Source organism: Pseudomonas sp. G11 (assembly GCF_029457515.1).
GTDB lineage: Bacteria > Pseudomonadota > Gammaproteobacteria > Pseudomonadales > Pseudomonadaceae > Aquipseudomonas > Aquipseudomonas gorinensis.
Map to the genome: position 1 here is coordinate 7,075,486 of NZ_CP120377.1, position 19,056 is coordinate 7,094,541.

Consider the following 19,056-nt stretch of genomic DNA (forward strand, 5'->3'; position numbering starts at 1 on the left):
CCTATAGGCAAAGATCAAATGCCCTTCCCTGCCTTTTTCCGCACCAGCCGAACCCAGACACTGCACATCTGATTGAAACCCATCGGAGTTGCAGCCATGCCCATGGCTTTGCTCGCGCTGGCAACCCGCGCGCCTTTCCGGGATGGGTACCGCCTGTAGGCCCACGGAAACTTTCGCGCAAATATCGCAGTCATCCCAAAACGGAGGTCACTCGACCCTACATCCACGGGAGCAAACATGGCGGCGATTCATATCGGCATTTCCGGCGGGCACTACAGGCGGCAACGCGCGTGGTTGATTGCGTCACGCAACGCCTCCCGGAGACGACTGATACCTGAGGGATTGGCATGACTCACTCGGAACTGATCCCCCCGACACCCACCACCACCATCACCCGTTTTCGCGTGCTGACGGTCAATACCCACAAGGGCTTCACCGCCCTCAACCGGCGCTTCATCCTGCCGGAATTACGCGAGGCGGTACGCAGTGTGGCGGCCGATATCGTGTTCCTGCAGGAAATCCACGGCACCCACGAACGCCACCCCAAGCGCTATAGCAACTGGCCGGCGATGCCGCAGTACGAGTTCCTCGCCGACAGCATCTGGCCGCAGTACGCCTATGGGCGCAATGCGGTGTACCCCGATGGCGATCACGGTAATGCGCTGCTGTCGAAGTTCCAGATCGTGCGCTACGACAATCTCGACATCTCCCAGAGCGGCCATGAAAGTCGCGGGCTGCTGCATTGCGTGATGCGCTTGCCCGGGCAGGAGAAGGAACTGCATGCCATTTGCGTGCACCTGGGCTTGCAGGAAAAACATCGCCAGCAGCAACTGCGCCTGATCGCCGAGCGCGTGGCGCAGATTCCCGCCGATGCACCGCTGATCGTCGCCGGCGACTTCAACGACTGGCGCCTGCGCGCCGACCTGCGCCATTGCGGCCTGCGCGAAGTGTTTACCGAGGCCCATGGCAAACCACCGCGCACCTTCCCCGCGCGCCTGCCCCTGCTGCGCCTGGATCGAATCTATGTGCGCAATGTGAAGGCGCATGCGCCCCAGGTGTTGAACAGCCGCCCCTGGTCGCATTTGTCAGACCACGCGCCCCTGTCAGTGGAGATCGAGCTATGAACAGTGCCCCACTGGAAAAAGTCGCCGTCGCCCATTTCGCTACCGACCAGCCACCGGACGAAGCCTCGGCGCGGGACCTGGATTACGGCTGGCAGAGCGGCAACCAGATCGAGTTGCTGGAAAACGGCGAGGCCTACTTCCCGAAGGTGTTCGACGCCATGCGCCAGGCCCAGCGGGAAATCCTGCTGGAAACCTTCATCCTGTTCGAAGACAAGGTTGGCCATGAGCTACGGGACATCCTGGTCGATGCGGCACGGCGCGGCGTCAAAGTCGTCGCCAGCCTTGACGGGTTTGGCTGCGGCGAGCTGAGCCCGGCCTTCCTCGCTGAGTTGGCCGAAGCCGGGGTGATAGTGCAGATGTTCGACCCGGCGTCCAAGACCCTCGGCATTCGCACCAATTGGTTCCGCCGCTTGCACCGCAAGATCGTGGTGGTGGATGCGCAAGTAGGGTTTATCGGCGGGATCAACTTCTCTGCCGACCACTTGGGCGACTACGGCCCCGAGGCCAAGCAGGATTACGCGGTGCAGGTGGTCGGCCCGGCGGTCGCCGACCTGCATCACTTTGCCCTGGCCCAAAGCGGCCGAAAAGTACGCAGCCGCCGCGGCTGGCGACGCCGCGACCGGCGCCCCTCACTGTGGACCTCGGCAGACGGCGACGGCCTGGTGCGCCTGATTTATCGCGATAACGTGCAGCACCGCGATGACATCGAAGAGGCTTATATCCACGCCCTGAGTAAAGCCCAGCGCCGCGCGGTGATCGCCAATGCCTACTTCTTCCCCGGCTACCGCTTGCTGCGCGAGATCCGCAACGCCGCGCGGCGGGGCGTGCACGTGCAATTGATCATGCAGGGCCAGCCCGATGTGCTGCTGGCCAAGCTGGCGGCGCGCATGCTCTACGACTACCTGCTCAAGGACGGCGTGGTGATCCACGAGTATTGCCAGCGCCCGCTGCACGGCAAGGTGGCGCTGGTGGATGACGACTGGAGCACCGTGGGTTCCAGCAACCTGGACCCGCTGAGCCTGTCGCTGAACCTGGAAGCCAATGTGCTGATTCGCGACCGGGCATTCAACCAGCAGCTGTACGAACGCCTCGAAGTGCTCAGCAAGCACCATTGCCAGACCATGCCGGAAAACCGCACGCCGCGCCTGTGGCTCTGGCGCTTGACCGTGGGTTTCCTGGTGTTCCATGTGATGCGCCATTTCCCGGCGTTGACGGGCTGGCTGCCGGCGCACAAACCGCGTTTGAAACCCTTTGAGAGTCGGGCCCATGACCGCTGAAGCCAACCGCTCGCGTTTTACACGCTGGAAGAAGCCGCTGACTGTCGCGTTCTTCCTCTTGCTGATCGTGTTGTTCACCCTGCTCGCCCGGCGCATCGACTGGAGCGAAGTGTTCCAGACCTTGGGCGACTTCAAGCTACGCACCTTGCTGATCGCCGGCACGCTGACGTTGTGCAGTTTTATCGTGTACGCCTGCTTCGACCTGATCGGCCGCACCTACATCCGCCAGCCCCTGCGCTGGAAGCAGATCCTACCGGTGGGGATCATCAGCTATGCGTTCAACCTCAACCTGAGTGCGTGGGTCGGCGGTATCGCCATGCGTTACCGCCTGTATTCGCGCCTGGGGGTAAGCACCGGCAATATTGCCAAGATCCTCGGCTTGAGCCTGGCGACCAATTGGTTCGGCTATATGGCACTGGCCGGCGTCGTGTTCAGCAGCGGGTTGGTGACAATGCCACCGGGCTGGAAGCTCAGCAGCGGCGCCCTGCAAGGTGTCGGAGTATTGCTGGTGCTGGCGAGCCTGGGCTACTTGGTGGCCTGCCAGTTTTCGACAAAACGCGCGTGGGCGATTCGCGGTATCGAGATCAACCTGCCGTCGCTGCGCATGGCGTGTTTGCAACTGGCGCTCGGTGCGTTGAATTGGTCATTGATGGCGGCGGTGATTTTCACCCTGCTGCCGGCGAAGCTGGACTACCCGTTGGTGCTGGGGGTGTTGCTGATCAGTGCGATTGCCGGGGTGGTGACCCATATCCCTGCCGGGCTTGGGGTGCTGGAGGCGGTGTTTATTGCGCTGTTGCAGCATGAGGCGTCGCGGGGCAGCTTGCTCGCCGGGTTGATTGCGTATCGGGCGATCTACTTTATCTTGCCGTTGCTGATTGCGCTGGTGATGTACCTCGCGGTGGAAGCCAAGGCCAAGGCGTTGCGGGTGAAGAAGGCAGCGGCTTGACAGGCGGAGGATCAGGCACTCCTCAGCGGCTGGTTTTGGGGCTGCTACGCAGCCCAACGCGGGGCAAGTCCTAATGCCGTTCAGTTAAGCGTACATCGCCTTCTGTAGGAGCGAGGGGGACGCCTAGTTCTTGCTCGCGAAAAACGTCAACGATAACGCGTGTTTCCTGAATGAACGCGGCGCCTGTGAGTGCTTCGCGAGCAAGCTCGCTCCTACAAAAAAGCCTTAACTGAACGGCATTAGGGCAAGCCCGCTGGTTACAGAGCGCCCAATTCGCGGGCGCCAGGTTATTGGGACTGGATGATGCTCAACCGTTCGCCCACCACCATCTCGGTGATCCAGTCCACCAGGATCGAGGTGTAGGCCTGCTGGGAGACTGGGTCACTCAGGGCGTGGTCGGCGCCGTCGATGATGCGGTGGGTCAGGGAGTGTGTCCGCTGGCACGCCGCACGGTAGCTCATGATGGTCGCGTGGGGCACATGGTCGTCGGTTTCCGATTCGACGATCAGCACATCGCCGGTAAATTGCGCGCAGGCATGCAAGGCGCGGTTGGTTTGCGCGTGCACCAGCGTACTGCGGTAATCCATCAGGTCCGCCTTGTCCAAATCGCGCTTGGGCTTGAGCCATTCCTGGTCGCGGTACAGTGCCGGCACGCGCAGCGCCAGCCAGCGCACCGGGCGCAACGACGTCAGAATGGCGGCGAGGTAACCGCCGTAACTGGTGCCCACCACCGCCACCGCCGAGGTGTCGATGGCCGGGTGCGACAGCAGGCGGTCGTAGGCGGCCAACAGGTCGCGCAAGTTGTCTTCGCGGGTCACGCGGGACAACGGAATGCCAGTGCCCGCATGGCCACGCAAGTCGAAGGTCAGGCACACGCAGCCCAGGCCGGCGATGCCCTTGGCCCGTTCCAGATCACGCTCCTGGCTACCGCCCCAGCCGTGCACGAACAACACCCCAGGCACTTTGGACTTGGGGCTCAAGAACGTGCCGCTCATCTGTTCGCCGTCGATGTCGATCGCAATGCTTTCGCTTCTAGCCGTCATAAGGTTTAACCGTCACGTACTTGAGAAGAAAGTCGCTGTTTTCGGCCGGGCCACGGTAAACCTCGATGGCATCCGCCGGCAGTGGCTGGTCCACGTAGGTTTCTACCGAGGACACATGAATGGCTTTAAGGCCCGGGTGGTTGATGAAGCTTTGCAGCGCCGCGACTTCCGCGCTGCTGGCCCCACCCATGCGCCAGGACTGTTCAAGTACACCGCTGCGACGCTGGCCGTTGCTGTCCACGCCCTGGGCGATGTCGTAGTTGCGCCGTGAGGCATAAAAACCAGGGTAGGCCTCAAGGGCGGCGGCGTCGAAGACCTGGGCTTGCCGGATGGCCAGGCGTACGTCGTCGGACAGGTCGAGTTGGAGCAGGTCGTCGTAGTCACCCGGGACCACGATCAGGTTCGAGCCACCGTAGACCTCTTCACCCTGCCCGTCCTGGGTCAAGTATTGCTCGCCGCAATAGCTGAACCGGTGCGCGCCGATAAAACTCTGGCCCACACTATGAGTGACCACATCCTGAAGGTCCTGTTCCAATACCACACCGTCGTCGAACAGCTGTGCCGATCCGGGGCGCGCCAGCAACGCGTCGAACTCATCCAGGCTACGGATCACTTGCTGGCCACGCCCGGCGCTGGCGTGCACAGGCTTCAACCGGATCGGCCCACTGTAGAGCAGGCGTGTCGCAGCTTCCCGCGCATCCTTGAGGGCAAACACGCTCAGGCCGTCCAACACCACATCGCGCACGCGCTCACCAAATAACGTCGACCAGCCCTCCGGGGCGACGGCTTCGGGGCCCAACACGCCGTGACTGATCGCCTTGGTACAGATGAAGTCGTGATCGACATAGCCGCCCCACAGGTCGTCAGGGCCACTAATACCGAATGGGCGCGCCTGGTCCGGGCCGACCAGGGTTTGGGTGGGCAGCACATACAGATCACGCCCAGCGTGCCGGTTGGGGTCGTAGCTGCCGCCAAACTTGAGGCCGAGGATCTGCGCCAGCCAGCGCGCCAGGGCGCGATTGGTTTCGACTTCATGCTGGGGCGCGCCCTCCCGCGTGGAATGGGCAACGACCAGCTTTTTGCGCTGCGTTGGGGTCATGCGTCCCCCTTGATTGTCCCGCCATGTGTGTGCAGACACTGTTGCAGGGATCAAGCCAAGGCCTGGCTCAAGGCGATGGCGTGGAAATCAAGTGGTTAGCTGAAAAGCGATGGCAGTTGGCCTGTTTGATTCTGCACGACAGCCGCGGATGGACGCGGCGTTCTGCACGATTCACACCCCAAACCGGCTGCGGTAATCACTGGGGGCCAGGCCGGTGATTTTCTTGAAGGTGGCGCGAAAGGCACTGGGGTCCTGATAACCCACGGTCCAAGCGATATGGTCGATGGTGCCGTTGGTGAACTCCAGCATCTGCCGAGCCTTGCCGACCCTCAAGTGCTGGCAGTATTCGGTGGGCTTCAACCCTGTTGCGCCGCGAAAGCGCCGCAGGAATGTGCGCTCTTCCAGACCCGCCTCCTGGGCCATTGCCGCCACGCTGACATCCACCGCACCACTGGCCTGCAACCAGTGCTGCACCTTGAGGATCGCGCTGTCGCCGTGCCCGAGGATCGGCGCAAAGTTGCTGCCGCAGTGGCTGGCGCTGTCACTGTGCGCGATCACCAGGAACCGGGCGGTCTGGGCCGCAATGCTCGGGCCCATGGTGCGGTCAACCAGGCGCAGGCCCAGTTCGGACCAGGCCATCAGCCCGGCGGTCGTGATCAGGTCGCCGTCATCGACAATCGGTTTATCCGCTTCCAGGCGTACGGCTGGGTAACGAGCGGCGAAGGATGTGGCGGAGGACCAATGCGTGGTGGCGCTGCGCCCGTCCAGCAGGCCACTACGCGCCAGCATGATCGAACCAATGCACACGCCACCAAGAACCGTGCCCGCCGCGTGTTGCTGGCGAATCCACGCCAGTAACGCGGGCGGCGCTTGCTCGTCGGTGAACTCGCCAATCGAGGGCGGCACCAGCACGGCCATCAGCGGCAGGTCAGGGCCGGGATGGCTGTCGAATACCCGCGCGGGGGTACCCTGGGCATCCACCTGCCAGTGGCTGACCCGCAGCAGCGGCAGTTGCGCGGATTGATGCTCGGCGGCGATCCGGTTGGCCACACCGAACAGGTCGGTCAAGCCATGCACCGCAGCCAATTGCGCCCCTTGATAGATCAATACACCCAGCTCGACGATCGAGCGTTCCACGGCCATTGTCAGTTTTCCCCCTGTTATTGTCGGTGCAGCCAATCCTCGGCAGCGGCGCCAGCTAAGATACTGGCCCCATCAACCCATCACGAGGCAACACCCATGGCCAAGCAAGCACTCATCCTAATCGATATCCAGAACGACTACTTCCCCCAGGGCAAGTGGCCGCTCAGCGGCGTGGAAGCCGCGGCGGACAAGGCTGCACAAGTGCTCCAGGCCTTTCGCCAGGCGGGGGATGCGGTGATACATGTGCGCCATGAGTTCACCTCGCAGGATGCTCCCTTCTTTACACCGAACTCCGAGGGGGCGCACTTGCACCCCAAGGTGTTGAACGAGGGCAATGAGCCAGTGGTACTGAAGCATTTCGTGAATGCGTTCCGTGAAACCAACCTGCGTGAGCTGTTGGAACAACGCAGCATTACCGAACTGGTGGTGGTCGGCAGCATGAGCCACATGTGCATCGATGCGGTGGTGCGAGCGGCGGCGGACCTGGGCTACAAGGTCACGCTGATCCATGACGCCTGCGCCACCCGCGACCTGGAATTCAATGGCAAAGTCATCCCGGCGGCGCAGGTGCATGACGCTTATATGGCATCGCTGGCATTCGGCTATGCAGGCGTGGTGTCGGCGGATGAATACCTCAAGACACAAACGGCGGCCGCGTGACCGCCCCCCCGTATGCTGCTGGCTTCAGCGCGTGGCGATGACGAACAGGCGCGGAAACGGCAGCAGCACGGTGCCATCGCCCAGGGCTGGGTAAGCCTGCGTAATCCGTGCCTGGTATTCCCGTAGGAATGCGGCCTTTTCCCCATCGCTCAACGGCGCAAGAAATGGCCGCAATGCAGAACCTTTAAACCACTCCACCACCGCCGCATGATCCGCCAACGGATGCAGGTAGGTGGTGCGCCACACGTCGACGATGCTGCAGTGTTGGCTGAGTAGCTCGTAGTAGTAGCTCGCGGTGTGCCGCTCATTGTGTTTGACCGCACCGATCTTCGCGGACCAGGGGCCATCTGCCGCTACCTCTCGTGCCAGCCGGTGGGCAGGCTCATCAAGGTTGTCCGGGGTTTGCACCGCCAGCGTGCCACCGGGCGTCAGTTGGTTGACCAGGTGCGGGTAGAGCGTGGCGTGATCGGGCAGCCATTGCAGGGAGGCGTTGGCCAGGATGACGTCGAAGGCATGCTCGGGGCTCCAGGCACCGATATCCGCCCGTTCGAAGTTCAGCCCCGGCAGGCGTTTACGGGCGTCGACCAGCATGTCATCGGAGCTGTCCATACCGGTGACCTGCGCTTGTGGGAAACGCCCGGCCAGCACTTCAGTGGAGTTGCCAGGGCCACAGCCCAAGTCGACAGCGGTGCGCACCTCGGTATTGGGAATGGCCGCGACCAAGTCACGAACCGGGCGAGTGCGCTGTTGTTCAAACATCGTGTATTGCTTGGCAGACCAGGTCATCGCGGCTTTCCTTCTTTTTTAGAGGCGGCTTTTTAAAGGGTGAAGACAGCCTAAATCTTGTGAGCCATGAGAACAAATGCCAGGATTGACGACCTCCCATACCTGAAAAGTATCCCTATGTTGGAGTTGCGCCAACTCAGAGCCTTTGTCGCCATTGCCGAAGAAGGCTATATCACCCGCGCGGCGGAACGTTTGGGGATGCAGCAGCCACCGCTGACGCGACTGCTGCAAAGCCTTGAGGCCGAGCTGGGCGTTGTGCTGATGGAACGCCTGCCCCGTGGCGTGCGCCCAACCCCTGCCGGGCTGGCGTTGCTGGAGGAAGCGCGCGAGGTCTTGGCACGTGTAGACGGTGTGGCGGAGGTCGTGCGTCGCGCTGCCCGAGGTGAGCGCGGACGGCTGGCCATCGGGTTTACCAGTTCGGCCGCCCTGCACCCATTCGTGCCCAGTGTGCTGCGGCTGTTTCGCGAAACCTTCGTGGGCGTCTCGGTGGTGCTGGAGGAAGCAGGTACCGGCGAACTGCTGGATGCGCTGGTGCATGAAAAACTCGACGCAGCCTTTATCCGCTCACCGCTCAGCGGGATTCAATCGCTGCAGGACCAACCGATCCTCGTGGAGCCCATGTTGTTGGCACTGCCCACCGATCATCCCCTGGCACTCGACGCCGCCTCCCCCCTGCCTTTGGCGGCACTGGCTACTGAGTCCTTCGTACTCTATCGACGGCGCGTGGGGTTGGGTTTGTATGACGCGATCCTGGTGGCCTGCCGTGAAGCGGGGTTCAGCCCGCAAGTGGTGCAGGAAGCGCCGCGCATGACAGCAACCTTGAGCCTGGTGGCAGCGGGCCTTGGCGTATCCATCGTGCCGGCGTCGATGCAACGGCTGCGTGGAGACGGCATCGTCTATCGACCACTGACGGATTGCCGGAACCTGGTGGCGCCGCTCCACCTGGCGACGCGAGCCGGTGATGACTCGGCCGTATTGCGGCGCTTCAAGGACATGGTGCTGACCACGGCGGCAACAGACGCCTGATCAACAGCCATAAAAAACCCCCGCGGCCTGCGCCAGCGGGGGGTTCTTGAGTATCGCTCGTTGCGGGTCTGCGACCTTAAAATGGTAGTAAATACCATGCAGGCTATAAACTAGATTAATGACCAGTAAACCTGATGTTTTTTTACAGGAAATGTAAAGAAATACGTAAATTTTCGGAGATGTAGACGGGTTAAACTTAACGAATAGAGAGCACAGGTATATTTTCGCCTCCGCGAAAATTGAGACCAGCCCCGTATCTGCCTAAACCGACAATACTTCCTGAGGCACATGCCCGGTAATCACAAGAAACCGGCGCTAGACTCCATGCGAAACATTTCGCCTAACTGAATAGCACCTCATTTTGTAGAGCATTTAATGACTGCTTTCGGCCGATTCTGTTGAAAAAGTCGGATTTTCAGTTCGCCTGAACTCAGGCACGGCTCCCCCCGGAGAACCTACTCACCACATTGAGTGGTTTCTCGGCCCTTCGTTGACCTTTGCTGCTCTGTTATTGGGTTAATTTGAGGTTTTTTGCTTCGTGCAGGCGCACCTATCCCGTGGCAGGTGGCCCTTGAGATGTGAGTTTGGCCAGTCGACGCAGGTTCTGTACCGCAGCCGCCAGCGTGAACTCATCGGTCGCGCCACTCATGCCACGTAGCCGCAAGCGATCCAATTTCAGGATGCGCTTGAGGTGGGCAAACAACATTTCGACCTTTTTACGTTCGTGGCGAGAGCGCTGATACGCCGGCGTTGCTGCAATGCGCCGAGCCACATCACGAGCGGCTTCATGGACGCTGCGAGCGATCTTGCGGAACGCCGTGTTCGGGCAGCACTTGGCTTTCATCGGACAGGAAACGCAGTCGGTCTGCCGGGATCGGAAGATGATGGTGTTGGCTTTGGTGACGTGCGAACGCTCATTCTTGAAGGCACGCCATTCGCTGCGCAAGGCATTGCCGGCTGGGCAGCGGTATTCCTCAGTCTCCTCATTCCAGTGGAAATCGTTGCTCGATAAACTGTCGTTCTTGCGCTCGGTTTTGTCCCATACCGGCACATGCGGCTCTATGTCTTTTTCCTCCACCATCCAGGCCAGCATCGGCGCGGTTCCGTAAGCGGTGTCGCCAATAAGGCGTTCCGGCTTGATGTCGAACTGCGCCTCGACCCGGTCGATCATGATCTTGGTGCTCTCGACCTCGGCCGTGCGATGAGCCGGTGTGGGTTCCACATCCACGATGACACCGTGCTCGGTATCGATCAGATAATTCGTGGAGTAAGCGTAGAACGCTGGGCCACCTGGAGCTGCGGTCCAGCGGGCTTGAGGATCAGTCAGCGATAGGCGCTTCGGTAGCGTTTCGGCCAGAGCCTCTTCATCGAGTGCCTCAAGATACTCACGCACGGCGCGGGTGCTCAGGGCCGGATCGCTCCAGTTGACCTGTTCATCGCCCGGTACACCGCGCTGCCGGCTGGCATCCGCTTTGATAATGCTGGCGTCCACGGCAAAGCCTTCGCCTTTGACCAACCCTGCATCCATGCAGCGACGCAGTACTTCATTGAACAACCAGCGGAACAGATCACTGTCCCGAAAACGGCCGTGTCGATTTTTGGAAAACGTCGAGTGATTGGGTACTTCATCTTCAAGGCTCAACCGGCAGAACCAGCGATACGCCAGGTTCAAATGGGCCTCTTCGCACAACCGCCGCTCGGAGCGGATGCCATAGCAGTAGCCCACGACCAGCATGCGGATCATCAGTTCAGGATCAATTGAAGGGCGCCCAATCGGGCTATAGAAATCAGCGAGGTAATGGCGCAGGTCGCTCAGATCGAGACACCGATCAATGCTGCGCAGAAGGTGATTGGCTGGGATGTGATCTTCAAGGTTGAAGGAGTAAAACAGTCGCTCCTGCCCACTCGATAACTGTCCCATCATGCTGTGTGATCCCCCTCCGGCCAATGAAGAGATTTTGCCGGAGGTCGGCCAGGGGAGCTACTTTTTCAACAGAATCGGCCAGAAGCGGCCATTCCCAGCGGGCATTAAATCGCTACAGCGATGAACTCGATGGAAGACTTCAGCACTGAGAAGCGGCGAGCTCAGCTACCGTTGCTTAGCATGACGGAATTGCACCGCCAAGTGCGGGCTGTGATTCAGTAAGCCAAAGGAAAAGAGGTTTCCGTCCTGAGATTGGTGGCATTGTGCTACGTGGTCTATCACGTTAAATTATGGGGTTCTCATGTAAAATGGATGCTTTCATGAAGCTTTTACGATTCGAAGCAAAAAATGTACACAATCACTTAGACTTCAATATATCGTTTAATCAGGATGTCAATTTTATTGCAGGTCTTAATGGTGCAGGAAAAACCACTGCCCTAAACATGATGGTTTCTATGCTGAAACCATCTATTGAAGAGCTCGCTGAGTTGAGTTTTTCTGAGGCAAAATTAACTTTGACTGTCTCTGAGAGTCTGAGTTTTGATATTGTTGCCACGCAGGTTGGGGACGTGCTGGAACTCAGCGTCTCTACACTGCCAAGCGAAACGCTTATTGCCAGTCTGCAGGAATTTCGAGGTTCTCGAGAACGAGTTAGTGCCAAAAAATTCAGAAGCAATAAAGTATTTGGCTTCATTAGCTCTCTTCCGCCTCCAATGTTTTTGAGCTTGGATCGACGTTTTATCAAAGCTGCCTCCCCCAGCGACTTTGTTTCGATTTCTCATTTCTGGGGGGAGGAGAAGCAAAAGAAAACAGATGTAGATAGTGGCATGGATGAGGCGCTGCAACTTATTACCAAAAAAAGCTCGAAGGTAAAAGATAGTCAGGCATTAGAAGATAAGAAGCTTAGAGATCGAATTATTCTAGACTCCTTTCATGTTGCTCACGAGAGCTCTGGAGCGTCTCTGCCCAAGAGTAATACGCCTCGAGATCTTAAGCTCAAGCAGAAAACAATTAAGGCTGCACTGCTCGCGCTGGAGTTCAAGTCTGATGACTTTGAACAAATGTATGATAGTTTCTTTGAAAATTTGATCTCTCTCTCCAAAAGCGTTTATGAAGTTTTTGATAAACATAATTCAGATGCTGCTAAATCTAGTGCAACATCAAGAAAAAAAGGTGTAAGCGGCATACCTATTTCGGGGAAGTCTGATGTGTTATCACTTGAATCTTCTAAGATTCTAGGTAAGTGGTTCTCGAATAGCCATCAGATGGCTCGAATTGATCGGCTTCTAAAAATGATCGAGGAGTATGAGCAGGCCAAGACCGCAATTAGTAGTGATCTGGCAAAGCTTGAGCATTTAATAAATTTATTTTTGAAGCAAACTAGTAAAAATATCGAAATTACAAGCGGGGGCGAAGTTTCTATTAGCATCTCAGGAACTGAGCGACCACTGACTATTTTGTCTTCAGGAGAACGGCAAATCCTGATTATGCTGACTCATTTATGCTTAAACGACCTCCTCCCTCAAAGTGGTATATTTATTGTGGATGAGCCAGAGCTATCATTACATATTTCTTGGCAAGACATGTTCCTAGAAGCCGTTCAAGCGGCAGGGCCAGATCTGCAAATAATATTGGCCACGCATTCTCCGGCCATCATCGGAGGTAGAAATAGTTTTTACGTGCCGCTGAATGGAGGCATATGAATGTCAGGCGTATCAATATTGACCTGGTCATCCGCAGCGTCTAAAAGTATAGGATTGCTTTATAGACAGCTTCAGCCTATTGAAGTGTATGTTGAGGATAGTAATTCTGAAGCGTTTTATTTTGAACTGTTAAATCGAATGATTGAGGGCGAAAAGAAGATTCGTAAAATTATCCCTCTAAACGGAAGAAAAAATGTCTTAAACCACTGTGAGGATTTTGATCATAGTACTCCTGCTCTCTTTATTATTGATGGAGATCTTGATCTATTTTTAGGCGTTAGAGAAGTGGGGAAGACTAATTTATTCCAGCATCGAGCATACTGCATTGAGAACTATTTGATTTGTAAGAATGCAACGGTCGAGCTTATCGTTGAGTCTTCTGGCACTGTAATGCGGGAGCAGGCGCTAACGGATCTCGAATGGCATGAAGCACTAGTCTCTGTGGATGCATTAAAAAATTTATTTGTAACCTTTGCTGCTGCAAGAGTTGCTTGTCCTGAATTAAAAACTGTTTCTTATGGTCATAGTTCAGTAATAACTCAACAAGGTCGAAAAAAACCGCCAGTAGTAGATATCGGAAAAATTATGACTTTAGATGAGTTCGTTAAGCAGGCTTGCGTTGCTCAAGTTGGTGAAATTGAATGGCAGAGAATTAGAGGTGAGGTCGAACTCAAATCCGCACAAATTGATGCTGTCGACGGTGTGTCAGGGAAAGATTTTTTGCTTCCTATTTTAGATCATTTTATACGTTCAAAGGGATGCGCCACTGTTAATACAGAAAGCTTGATGTTCAAACTTGCAAAGTATTGCAGGCTTGATCGACTTGCAGACCTGAAGCGCTGTCTGTTGGAAGTTATGGAAGGAAGAAATTTTATTTCCAGCTAAAGCGATTGGCTACTGTTTTTGCCCAGGGACGGGCTCTAAATTATACAAGGAAGACGTATTCACTAATACGTGAGATGGAGAACATATGGGCCCTCAGAGCAATCGTTAAATCGAACCATGAGCAGCTCTAAATCGCACGGGCACTTTCGAACCGACGCTACTCTTAGGGTTTTGCTGTGTTGCTTAATGCTCCAGTTTTCCTGTTGTAGATCTCAAACCCCTCATCGTGCGAGTGAAGTTGGTCTCGCCCCCTCGCTTGATGATCAACGGAACCGTTTCGAAATCGACTTCTTCGTCGAAGTTTCCAAGCTTTGTATTCTGGCATAAGTCATAGCAGTCCGACGCTGACCCCTCCCTCAGCCTCAAGCGCTAACTAAGCGCTCAGCCAAAACTATAGCTTACTCTGTCACTAAATTTTCCGGTAGCGGTCGATTGCAAGTGTCTGCTATTGGCAGATTCTGTTGAAAAAGTCGGATTTTCAGTTCGCCTGAACTCAGGCACGGCTCCCCCCGGAGAACCTACTCACCACATTGAGTGGTTTCTCGGCCCTTCGTTGACCTTTGCTGCTCTGTTATTGGGTTAATTTGAGGTTTTTTGCTTCGTGCAGGCGCACCTATCCCGTGGCAGGTGGCCCTTGAGATGTGAGTTTGGCCAGTCGACGCAGGTTCTGTACCGCAGCCGCCAGCGTGAACTCATCGGTCGCGCCACTCATGCCACGTAGCCGCAAGCGATCCAATTTCAGGATGCGCTTGAGGTGGGCAAACAACATTTCGACCTTTTTACGTTCGTGGCGAGAGCGCTGATACGCCGGCGTTGCTGCAATGCGCCGAGCCACATCACGAGCGGCTTCATGGACGCTGCGAGCGATCTTGCGGAACGCCGTGTTCGGGCAGCACTTGGCTTTCATCGGACAGGAAACGCAGTCGGTCTGCCGGGATCGGAAGATGATGGTGTTGGCTTTGGTGACGTGCGAACGCTCATTCTTGAAGGCACGCCATTCGCTGCGCAAGGCATTGCCGGCTGGGCAGCGGTATTCCTCAGTCTCCTCATTCCAGTGGAAATCGTTGCTCGATAAACTGTCGTTCTTGCGCTCGGTTTTGTCCCATACCGGCACATGCGGCTCTATGTCTTTTTCCTCCACCATCCAGGCCAGCATCGGCGCGGTTCCGTAAGCGGTGTCGCCAATAAGGCGTTCCGGCTTGATGTCGAACTGCGCCTCGACCCGGTCGATCATGATCTTGGTGCTCTCGACCTCGGCCGTGCGATGAGCCGGTGTGGGTTCCACATCCACGATGACACCGTGCTCGGTATCGATCAGATAATTCGTGGAGTAAGCGTAGAACGCTGGGCCACCTGGAGCTGCGGTCCAGCGGGCTTGAGGATCAGTCAGCGATAGGCGCTTCGGTAGCGTTTCGGCCAGAGCCTCTTCATCGAGTGCCTCAAGATACTCACGCACGGCGCGGGTGCTCAGGGCCGGATCGCTCCAGTTGACCTGTTCATCGCCCGGTACACCGCGCTGCCGGCTGGCATCCGCTTTGATAATGCTGGCGTCCACGGCAAAGCCTTCGCCTTTGACCAACCCTGCATCCATGCAGCGACGCAGTACTTCATTGAACAACCAGCGGAACAGATCACTGTCCCGAAAACGGCCGTGTCGATTTTTGGAAAACGTCGAGTGATTGGGTACTTCATCTTCAAGGCTCAACCGGCAGAACCAGCGATACGCCAGGTTCAAATGGGCCTCTTCGCACAACCGCCGCTCGGAGCGGATGCCATAGCAGTAGCCCACGACCAGCATGCGGATCATCAGTTCAGGATCAATTGAAGGGCGCCCAATCGGGCTATAGAAATCAGCGAGGTAATGGCGCAGGTCGCTCAGATCGAGACACCGATCAATGCTGCGCAGAAGGTGATTGGCTGGGATGTGATCTTCAAGGTTGAAGGAGTAAAACAGTCGCTCCTGCCCACTCGATAACTGTCCCATCATGCTGTGTGATCCCCCTCCGGCCAATGAAGAGATTTTGCCGGAGGTCGGCCAGGGGAGCTACTTTTTCAACAGAATCGGCAGAAAACTGCCGTAACAAGCAGATCGCTTTCAGCCAACAGCAGACTGTCTTTTCACCTGCTGGGAAACATGATTTACATCGGCTTGACCGACACCACTTCTACATATCGGAATTTTTTCCTAGCTGCTTTGGTGGCTTCCTGCTCTGCTAGCAGCGTACTCAGAGTATCGGCTTCATGGACGATCTCAAACGTCCTTCCTTCAAACTCATTGCTCACACGGAGCGTCACTACAAGTCTCGAGGTAAAGGTTCTGGAGACCTTATTTTTCGCCACTCTTGATACAGGCACGGCAGCAACGCCCGGTTGGATTTCTTTCACGGAGGCGTTGCTCACCGGCGCAGATATTTCAGCATTGCCGAACAACGCATGGCGCATCTCTTCTTCAGTCCATTCTTTGTTCATGCTGCTTCTCAAGGGTCTGATCACTCGACCAGCGCAATTCTAACAGAGCTGAACATGCCGCTAGCTTGGGCGACTTCTTCAGTTCCACTGACAGCTGGTTGCAACCATAACCGGCAGTGGGCGGCCAAAAGTAGTCACTCGGTGCGTCTACGGAGTTCGAGACGATTCAAGGAATCAGTCAGATAGCACCGAATTATCTAAGCTGAGGTGATATTGATGATAGTAGACGGCCATTTCCGTTCAGCCACCTCGTAACAATCCACACCAGCACATTCACGGGAAATTAGCCCCAGCTGGAGCTCCCCAAAGGTCGGTGAGTTGGTCCAGTAATGACCTCTGAGATTTTTAGAATCATTGATCAGGCGGAGGTCACCTGCCCCAGTGGTAAGCTTGTTTTCACCTTGGTATAACCTTTTAAGTTCGAAAACATAACAAAGACGGGTAGCCTCAGTTCTACCGTTTTGAATCAACGCTTCGAGTTTCGATTCCCCTTCTTGAGACTTCGTGAATGACTCTATCGATATGGTCAAATACGTTTGTCGGATTACGAAGATGATAGGGATCTGTAACGGCGACTTACCGGTCTGTTGAAAGTCTGAGCTAAGTGTACCGCGCCATACTCCATGTACTATAGGTCTTCGCATCCATCGCGCAATCCACGGGAATTTCCACGCCAGCTTGAAAAAAACACCGAATAGGAACGTGATAATAGTTAAACCATATGAAATGGCACGCCACCCGGCGGTAAGCATTTCATATCCTAAAAGTAGCAGGATGAAATAAAGAAAGATCGCGACAGCTAAAACCAGGCTGACGTATACCTTCAATAAGCGTTGCAGTTCGGTTTCTGTGAGGCTTAAGTTATTCATCTTTCTCAATTGCTCGCGTTAGGGTCCTACCATTTTTGTACACAACAACCTCGTTACTCGTACTGAGCACACCTACATATGCAATGCCGGGTATTAGGGATATCAGCAGCGCTGTCATCTGCCTTGCACCATTAGGCAGATCCTCTGGAAGCTGTGCTAAGCCCGTCAATGGAGGCGCTAGAAACTGTGAAAGATGTGTGAGAGATTTTGACGTCACGTCGATCATGTGGAATCCGTCGTGCCAAGGTGACGCGTAGTCTGACACTTTAGCTAATATGCGCGATATGGCCTCGACCCCAAATATCGGAAGATCTGGCTTCATCGCGTTGCTATGTCCCAAGGGCACGCTCGGCAACTCTTCAAGGTGACAGTAGAAGACTAGTCCGACTCCGGAGAACAATTCCGATTTCAACCGTTTGATCTGTTCCAGCACCCTTACTGGAAAGTCTTCATCTTGCAATACCGTATCGTTTTCCACTATGTAATATTCCGTTAACTGGTACTGCATTTGGAGAGGCCCATGAAGCCATGATGCTATCCCGAGGAGGTTATGGTAAAGCTAGAAGGCCATGCACTTCGAACGTTAGTGCCCAATCTCGGCGCAGCGTGCGTGAAAATGCTAGATCCATTTCGATCTCCCAAGCTGCTTGGCTGTCCGGCCCCGTAGCATGATCTGAATGCGACCCTCCCTCATGACCCAAACCGCCCGATCAACGCACCAGATCATCGGGATACGTAAAAACAGGGGCGGCCGCGAAAACTGAGTGCAACACCTGACCTTTCCGGTACGGTGCTGCCCCTATGTCCTATTCCGAACTCAGCGTCGAAGAGCGCGCCATCATTCAACTCAGTCAAGCTCAAGGCTTCAGCCTGCGCGGCATTGCTCGCCTGATTGACAGGTCGCCCTCGACCATCAGCCGAGAGCTGAAGCGCAATCGAGGCAGTAGTGGTGCTTACTCGGCCCGCTGCGCCCAGCAACAGATGAACATTCGGCGCCAGGTTTGTCGCCCCAAGCGCAAGCTTGTGCCGGGCAGCGAGCGCTTCGAACTGGTGGCCCACATGCTGCGTAAGCGTTTGTCTCCCGAGCAGATTGCCGGCAAGCTGCGCAGCATGACCATACCCAACCTCAGAGATGCCTACGTCTGTCGTGAGACGATCTATAACGCGATCTATGCCTTGCCGGTCGGCGAGTTGCGCAAGGAGCTGATCGTCTGCCTGCGCCAAGGCAAGACGACGCGCCGGCCGCGCTCTGGTGGCGTGGATCGGCGCGGCCAGATCCCTGAGATGGTCAGCATTCATGTTCGCCCGCCAGAGATCGAAGACCGGCTGATGCCGGGGCATTGGGAGGGCGACCTGATCAAGGGTAAGGCCAACGCCTCGTCGGTAGGCACGTTGGTGGAGCGCACCAGTGGCTACCTGATGCTGATGAAGATGAACGACGCAACGGCGACCTCGGCGATGGAGGGCTTCAGTGCAGCGCTCAACAGCATGCCGCTGGCGATGCGCAAGAGCATGACCTACGACCAGGGCCGGGAGATGGCGCGGCATGCTGAAATCACCCAGCAGACAGGGGTCGCTATTTACTTCTGCGACCCGCACAGCCCCTGGCAGCGCGGTAGCAACGAAAACATCAACGGCCTGATCCGCCAGTACCTGCCCAAGGGGACTGACTTGTCGGTACACAGTCAAGAGCAATTGAATGCCATCGCCTTGGAGCTGAATATGCGCCCCCGTAAACGCTTCGATTTCAAGTGCCCGATCGAAGTCATGGGCGAGGTGATGCAGGAAGCCATGGCTATGCGGCATCATGCTCCAGCTTCAAATCAATAACCGTGTTGCACTCAGCTTCTGCAACCGCCAGGTCTTTCTTAGGCCGTCATCACTTTCACCAATTAATGGGCATTCGGGCTTAACTGAAACCTCTGCAAAATTAAGATCTCGCCCGTCCGTCTAGTGGTGCAAGGGTCAGCAGGCCATAAGTTATCCACAGCTACCCGTGTCGTTTTTCAGGCGTCAAAAATTATCCACAGCGACGTCCAAAAAAAATTCCGGATACAAAGTTTTTTTCTTGAAGGCCTCAGCCCGTATAGCCTGCGGCTTAT

General features: G+C 56.3%; 17 protein-coding genes. 8 read left to right on the plus strand and 9 right to left on the minus strand.

The window, feature by feature from the left end; genetic code table 11:
- Positions 1-347 precede the first annotated feature (347 nt).
- From P2T68_RS32595 to P2T68_RS32605, 3 genes are read left to right on the plus strand one after another with little or no spacing between them, the layout of a single operon-like run.
- On the plus strand, positions 348-1,124 hold the full coding sequence (locus P2T68_RS32595) for an endonuclease/exonuclease/phosphatase family protein (protein WP_024077664.1): 777 nt from the start codon (positions 348-350) through the stop codon (positions 1,122-1,124).
- Complete coding sequence (clsB, locus tag P2T68_RS32600; protein ID WP_277378798.1) at positions 1,121-2,401, plus strand: cardiolipin synthase ClsB; 1,281 nt, start codon at positions 1,121-1,123, stop codon at positions 2,399-2,401. The genes P2T68_RS32595 and clsB overlap by 4 nt, the downstream gene beginning before the upstream one ends.
- Entirely contained in the window at positions 2,391-3,347 is a 957-nt protein-coding gene (locus P2T68_RS32605; RefSeq protein WP_277378799.1) for a lysylphosphatidylglycerol synthase domain-containing protein, read from the plus strand. The genes clsB and P2T68_RS32605 overlap by 11 nt, the downstream gene beginning before the upstream one ends.
- A gap of 287 nt (positions 3,348-3,634) precedes the next feature.
- Here the strand turns inward: P2T68_RS32605 and P2T68_RS32610 are convergent, their stop codons facing one another.
- From P2T68_RS32610 to P2T68_RS32620, 3 genes are all read right to left on the minus strand, one after another.
- On the minus strand, positions 3,635-4,390 hold the full coding sequence (locus P2T68_RS32610) for an alpha/beta fold hydrolase (protein WP_024077667.1): 756 nt from the start codon (positions 4,388-4,390) through the stop codon (positions 3,635-3,637).
- Positions 4,380-5,489, minus strand: coding sequence for a DUF3182 family protein (locus P2T68_RS32615; protein WP_277378800.1), 1,110 nt, complete (start codon positions 5,487-5,489; stop codon positions 4,380-4,382). The genes P2T68_RS32610 and P2T68_RS32615 overlap by 11 nt, the downstream gene beginning before the upstream one ends.
- 171 nt (positions 5,490-5,660) lie before the next feature.
- On the minus strand, positions 5,661-6,632 hold the full coding sequence (locus P2T68_RS32620) for a GlxA family transcriptional regulator (RefSeq protein WP_041161034.1): 972 nt from the start codon (positions 6,630-6,632) through the stop codon (positions 5,661-5,663).
- 96 nt (positions 6,633-6,728) lie between these two features.
- Here P2T68_RS32620 and P2T68_RS32625 point away from each other — a divergent pair, with 96 nt between their 5' ends.
- Complete coding sequence (locus P2T68_RS32625; protein WP_024077670.1) at positions 6,729-7,292, plus strand: cysteine hydrolase family protein; 564 nt, start codon at positions 6,729-6,731, stop codon at positions 7,290-7,292.
- A gap of 24 nt (positions 7,293-7,316) precedes the next feature.
- Here the strand turns inward: P2T68_RS32625 and tam are convergent, their stop codons facing one another.
- Complete coding sequence (tam, locus tag P2T68_RS32630; protein ID WP_277378801.1) at positions 7,317-8,078, minus strand: trans-aconitate 2-methyltransferase; 762 nt, start codon at positions 8,076-8,078, stop codon at positions 7,317-7,319.
- Between the two features lie 117 nt (positions 8,079-8,195).
- On the opposite strand from tam, the gene P2T68_RS32635 reads away from it, so the two are divergent.
- A complete protein-coding gene (locus tag P2T68_RS32635) occupies positions 8,196-9,104 on the plus strand; it encodes a LysR family transcriptional regulator (protein ID WP_277378802.1) in 909 nt (302 codons plus the stop codon).
- 550 nt (positions 9,105-9,654) lie between these two features.
- Here the strand turns inward: P2T68_RS32635 and P2T68_RS32640 are convergent.
- Positions 9,655-11,028 carry an IS1182 family transposase gene (locus P2T68_RS32640; RefSeq protein ID WP_042910153.1) on the minus strand — a complete coding sequence of 458 codons (1,374 nt, stop codon included), beginning with the start codon at positions 11,026-11,028 and terminating at the stop codon, positions 9,655-9,657.
- 320 nt (positions 11,029-11,348) lie between these two features.
- Here P2T68_RS32640 and P2T68_RS32645 point away from each other — a divergent pair, with 320 nt between their 5' ends.
- Together P2T68_RS32645 and P2T68_RS32650 are read left to right on the plus strand one after the other, a co-directional pair.
- Positions 11,349-12,731, plus strand: a complete 1,383-nt coding sequence (locus P2T68_RS32645) for an AAA family ATPase (protein ID WP_277378803.1) — start codon at positions 11,349-11,351, stop codon at positions 12,729-12,731.
- On the plus strand, positions 12,732-13,616 hold the full coding sequence (locus tag P2T68_RS32650) for a DUF4435 domain-containing protein (RefSeq protein ID WP_277378804.1): 885 nt from the start codon (positions 12,732-12,734) through the stop codon (positions 13,614-13,616).
- Between the two features lie 613 nt (positions 13,617-14,229).
- Here the strand turns inward: P2T68_RS32650 and P2T68_RS32655 are convergent.
- From P2T68_RS32655 to P2T68_RS32670, 4 genes are all read right to left on the minus strand, one after another.
- Positions 14,230-15,603, minus strand: coding sequence for an IS1182 family transposase (locus tag P2T68_RS32655; protein ID WP_042910153.1), 1,374 nt, complete (start codon positions 15,601-15,603; stop codon positions 14,230-14,232).
- A 152-nt stretch (positions 15,604-15,755) separates the two neighbouring features.
- On the minus strand, positions 15,756-16,085 hold the full coding sequence (locus tag P2T68_RS32660) for a hypothetical protein (RefSeq protein ID WP_277378805.1): 330 nt from the start codon (positions 16,083-16,085) through the stop codon (positions 15,756-15,758).
- A 197-nt stretch (positions 16,086-16,282) separates the two neighbouring features.
- Complete coding sequence (locus P2T68_RS32665; protein WP_277378806.1) at positions 16,283-16,954, minus strand: hypothetical protein; 672 nt, start codon at positions 16,952-16,954, stop codon at positions 16,283-16,285.
- Positions 16,947-17,462, minus strand: coding sequence for a hypothetical protein (locus tag P2T68_RS32670; protein ID WP_277378807.1), 516 nt, complete (start codon positions 17,460-17,462; stop codon positions 16,947-16,949). Before P2T68_RS32670 ends, P2T68_RS32665 begins: the two co-directional genes overlap by 8 nt.
- A gap of 293 nt (positions 17,463-17,755) precedes the next feature.
- On the opposite strand from P2T68_RS32670, the gene P2T68_RS32675 reads away from it, so the two are divergent.
- Complete coding sequence (locus tag P2T68_RS32675; RefSeq protein WP_019818564.1) at positions 17,756-18,784, plus strand: IS30 family transposase; 1,029 nt, start codon at positions 17,756-17,758, stop codon at positions 18,782-18,784.
- Positions 18,785-19,056 lie beyond the last annotated feature (272 nt).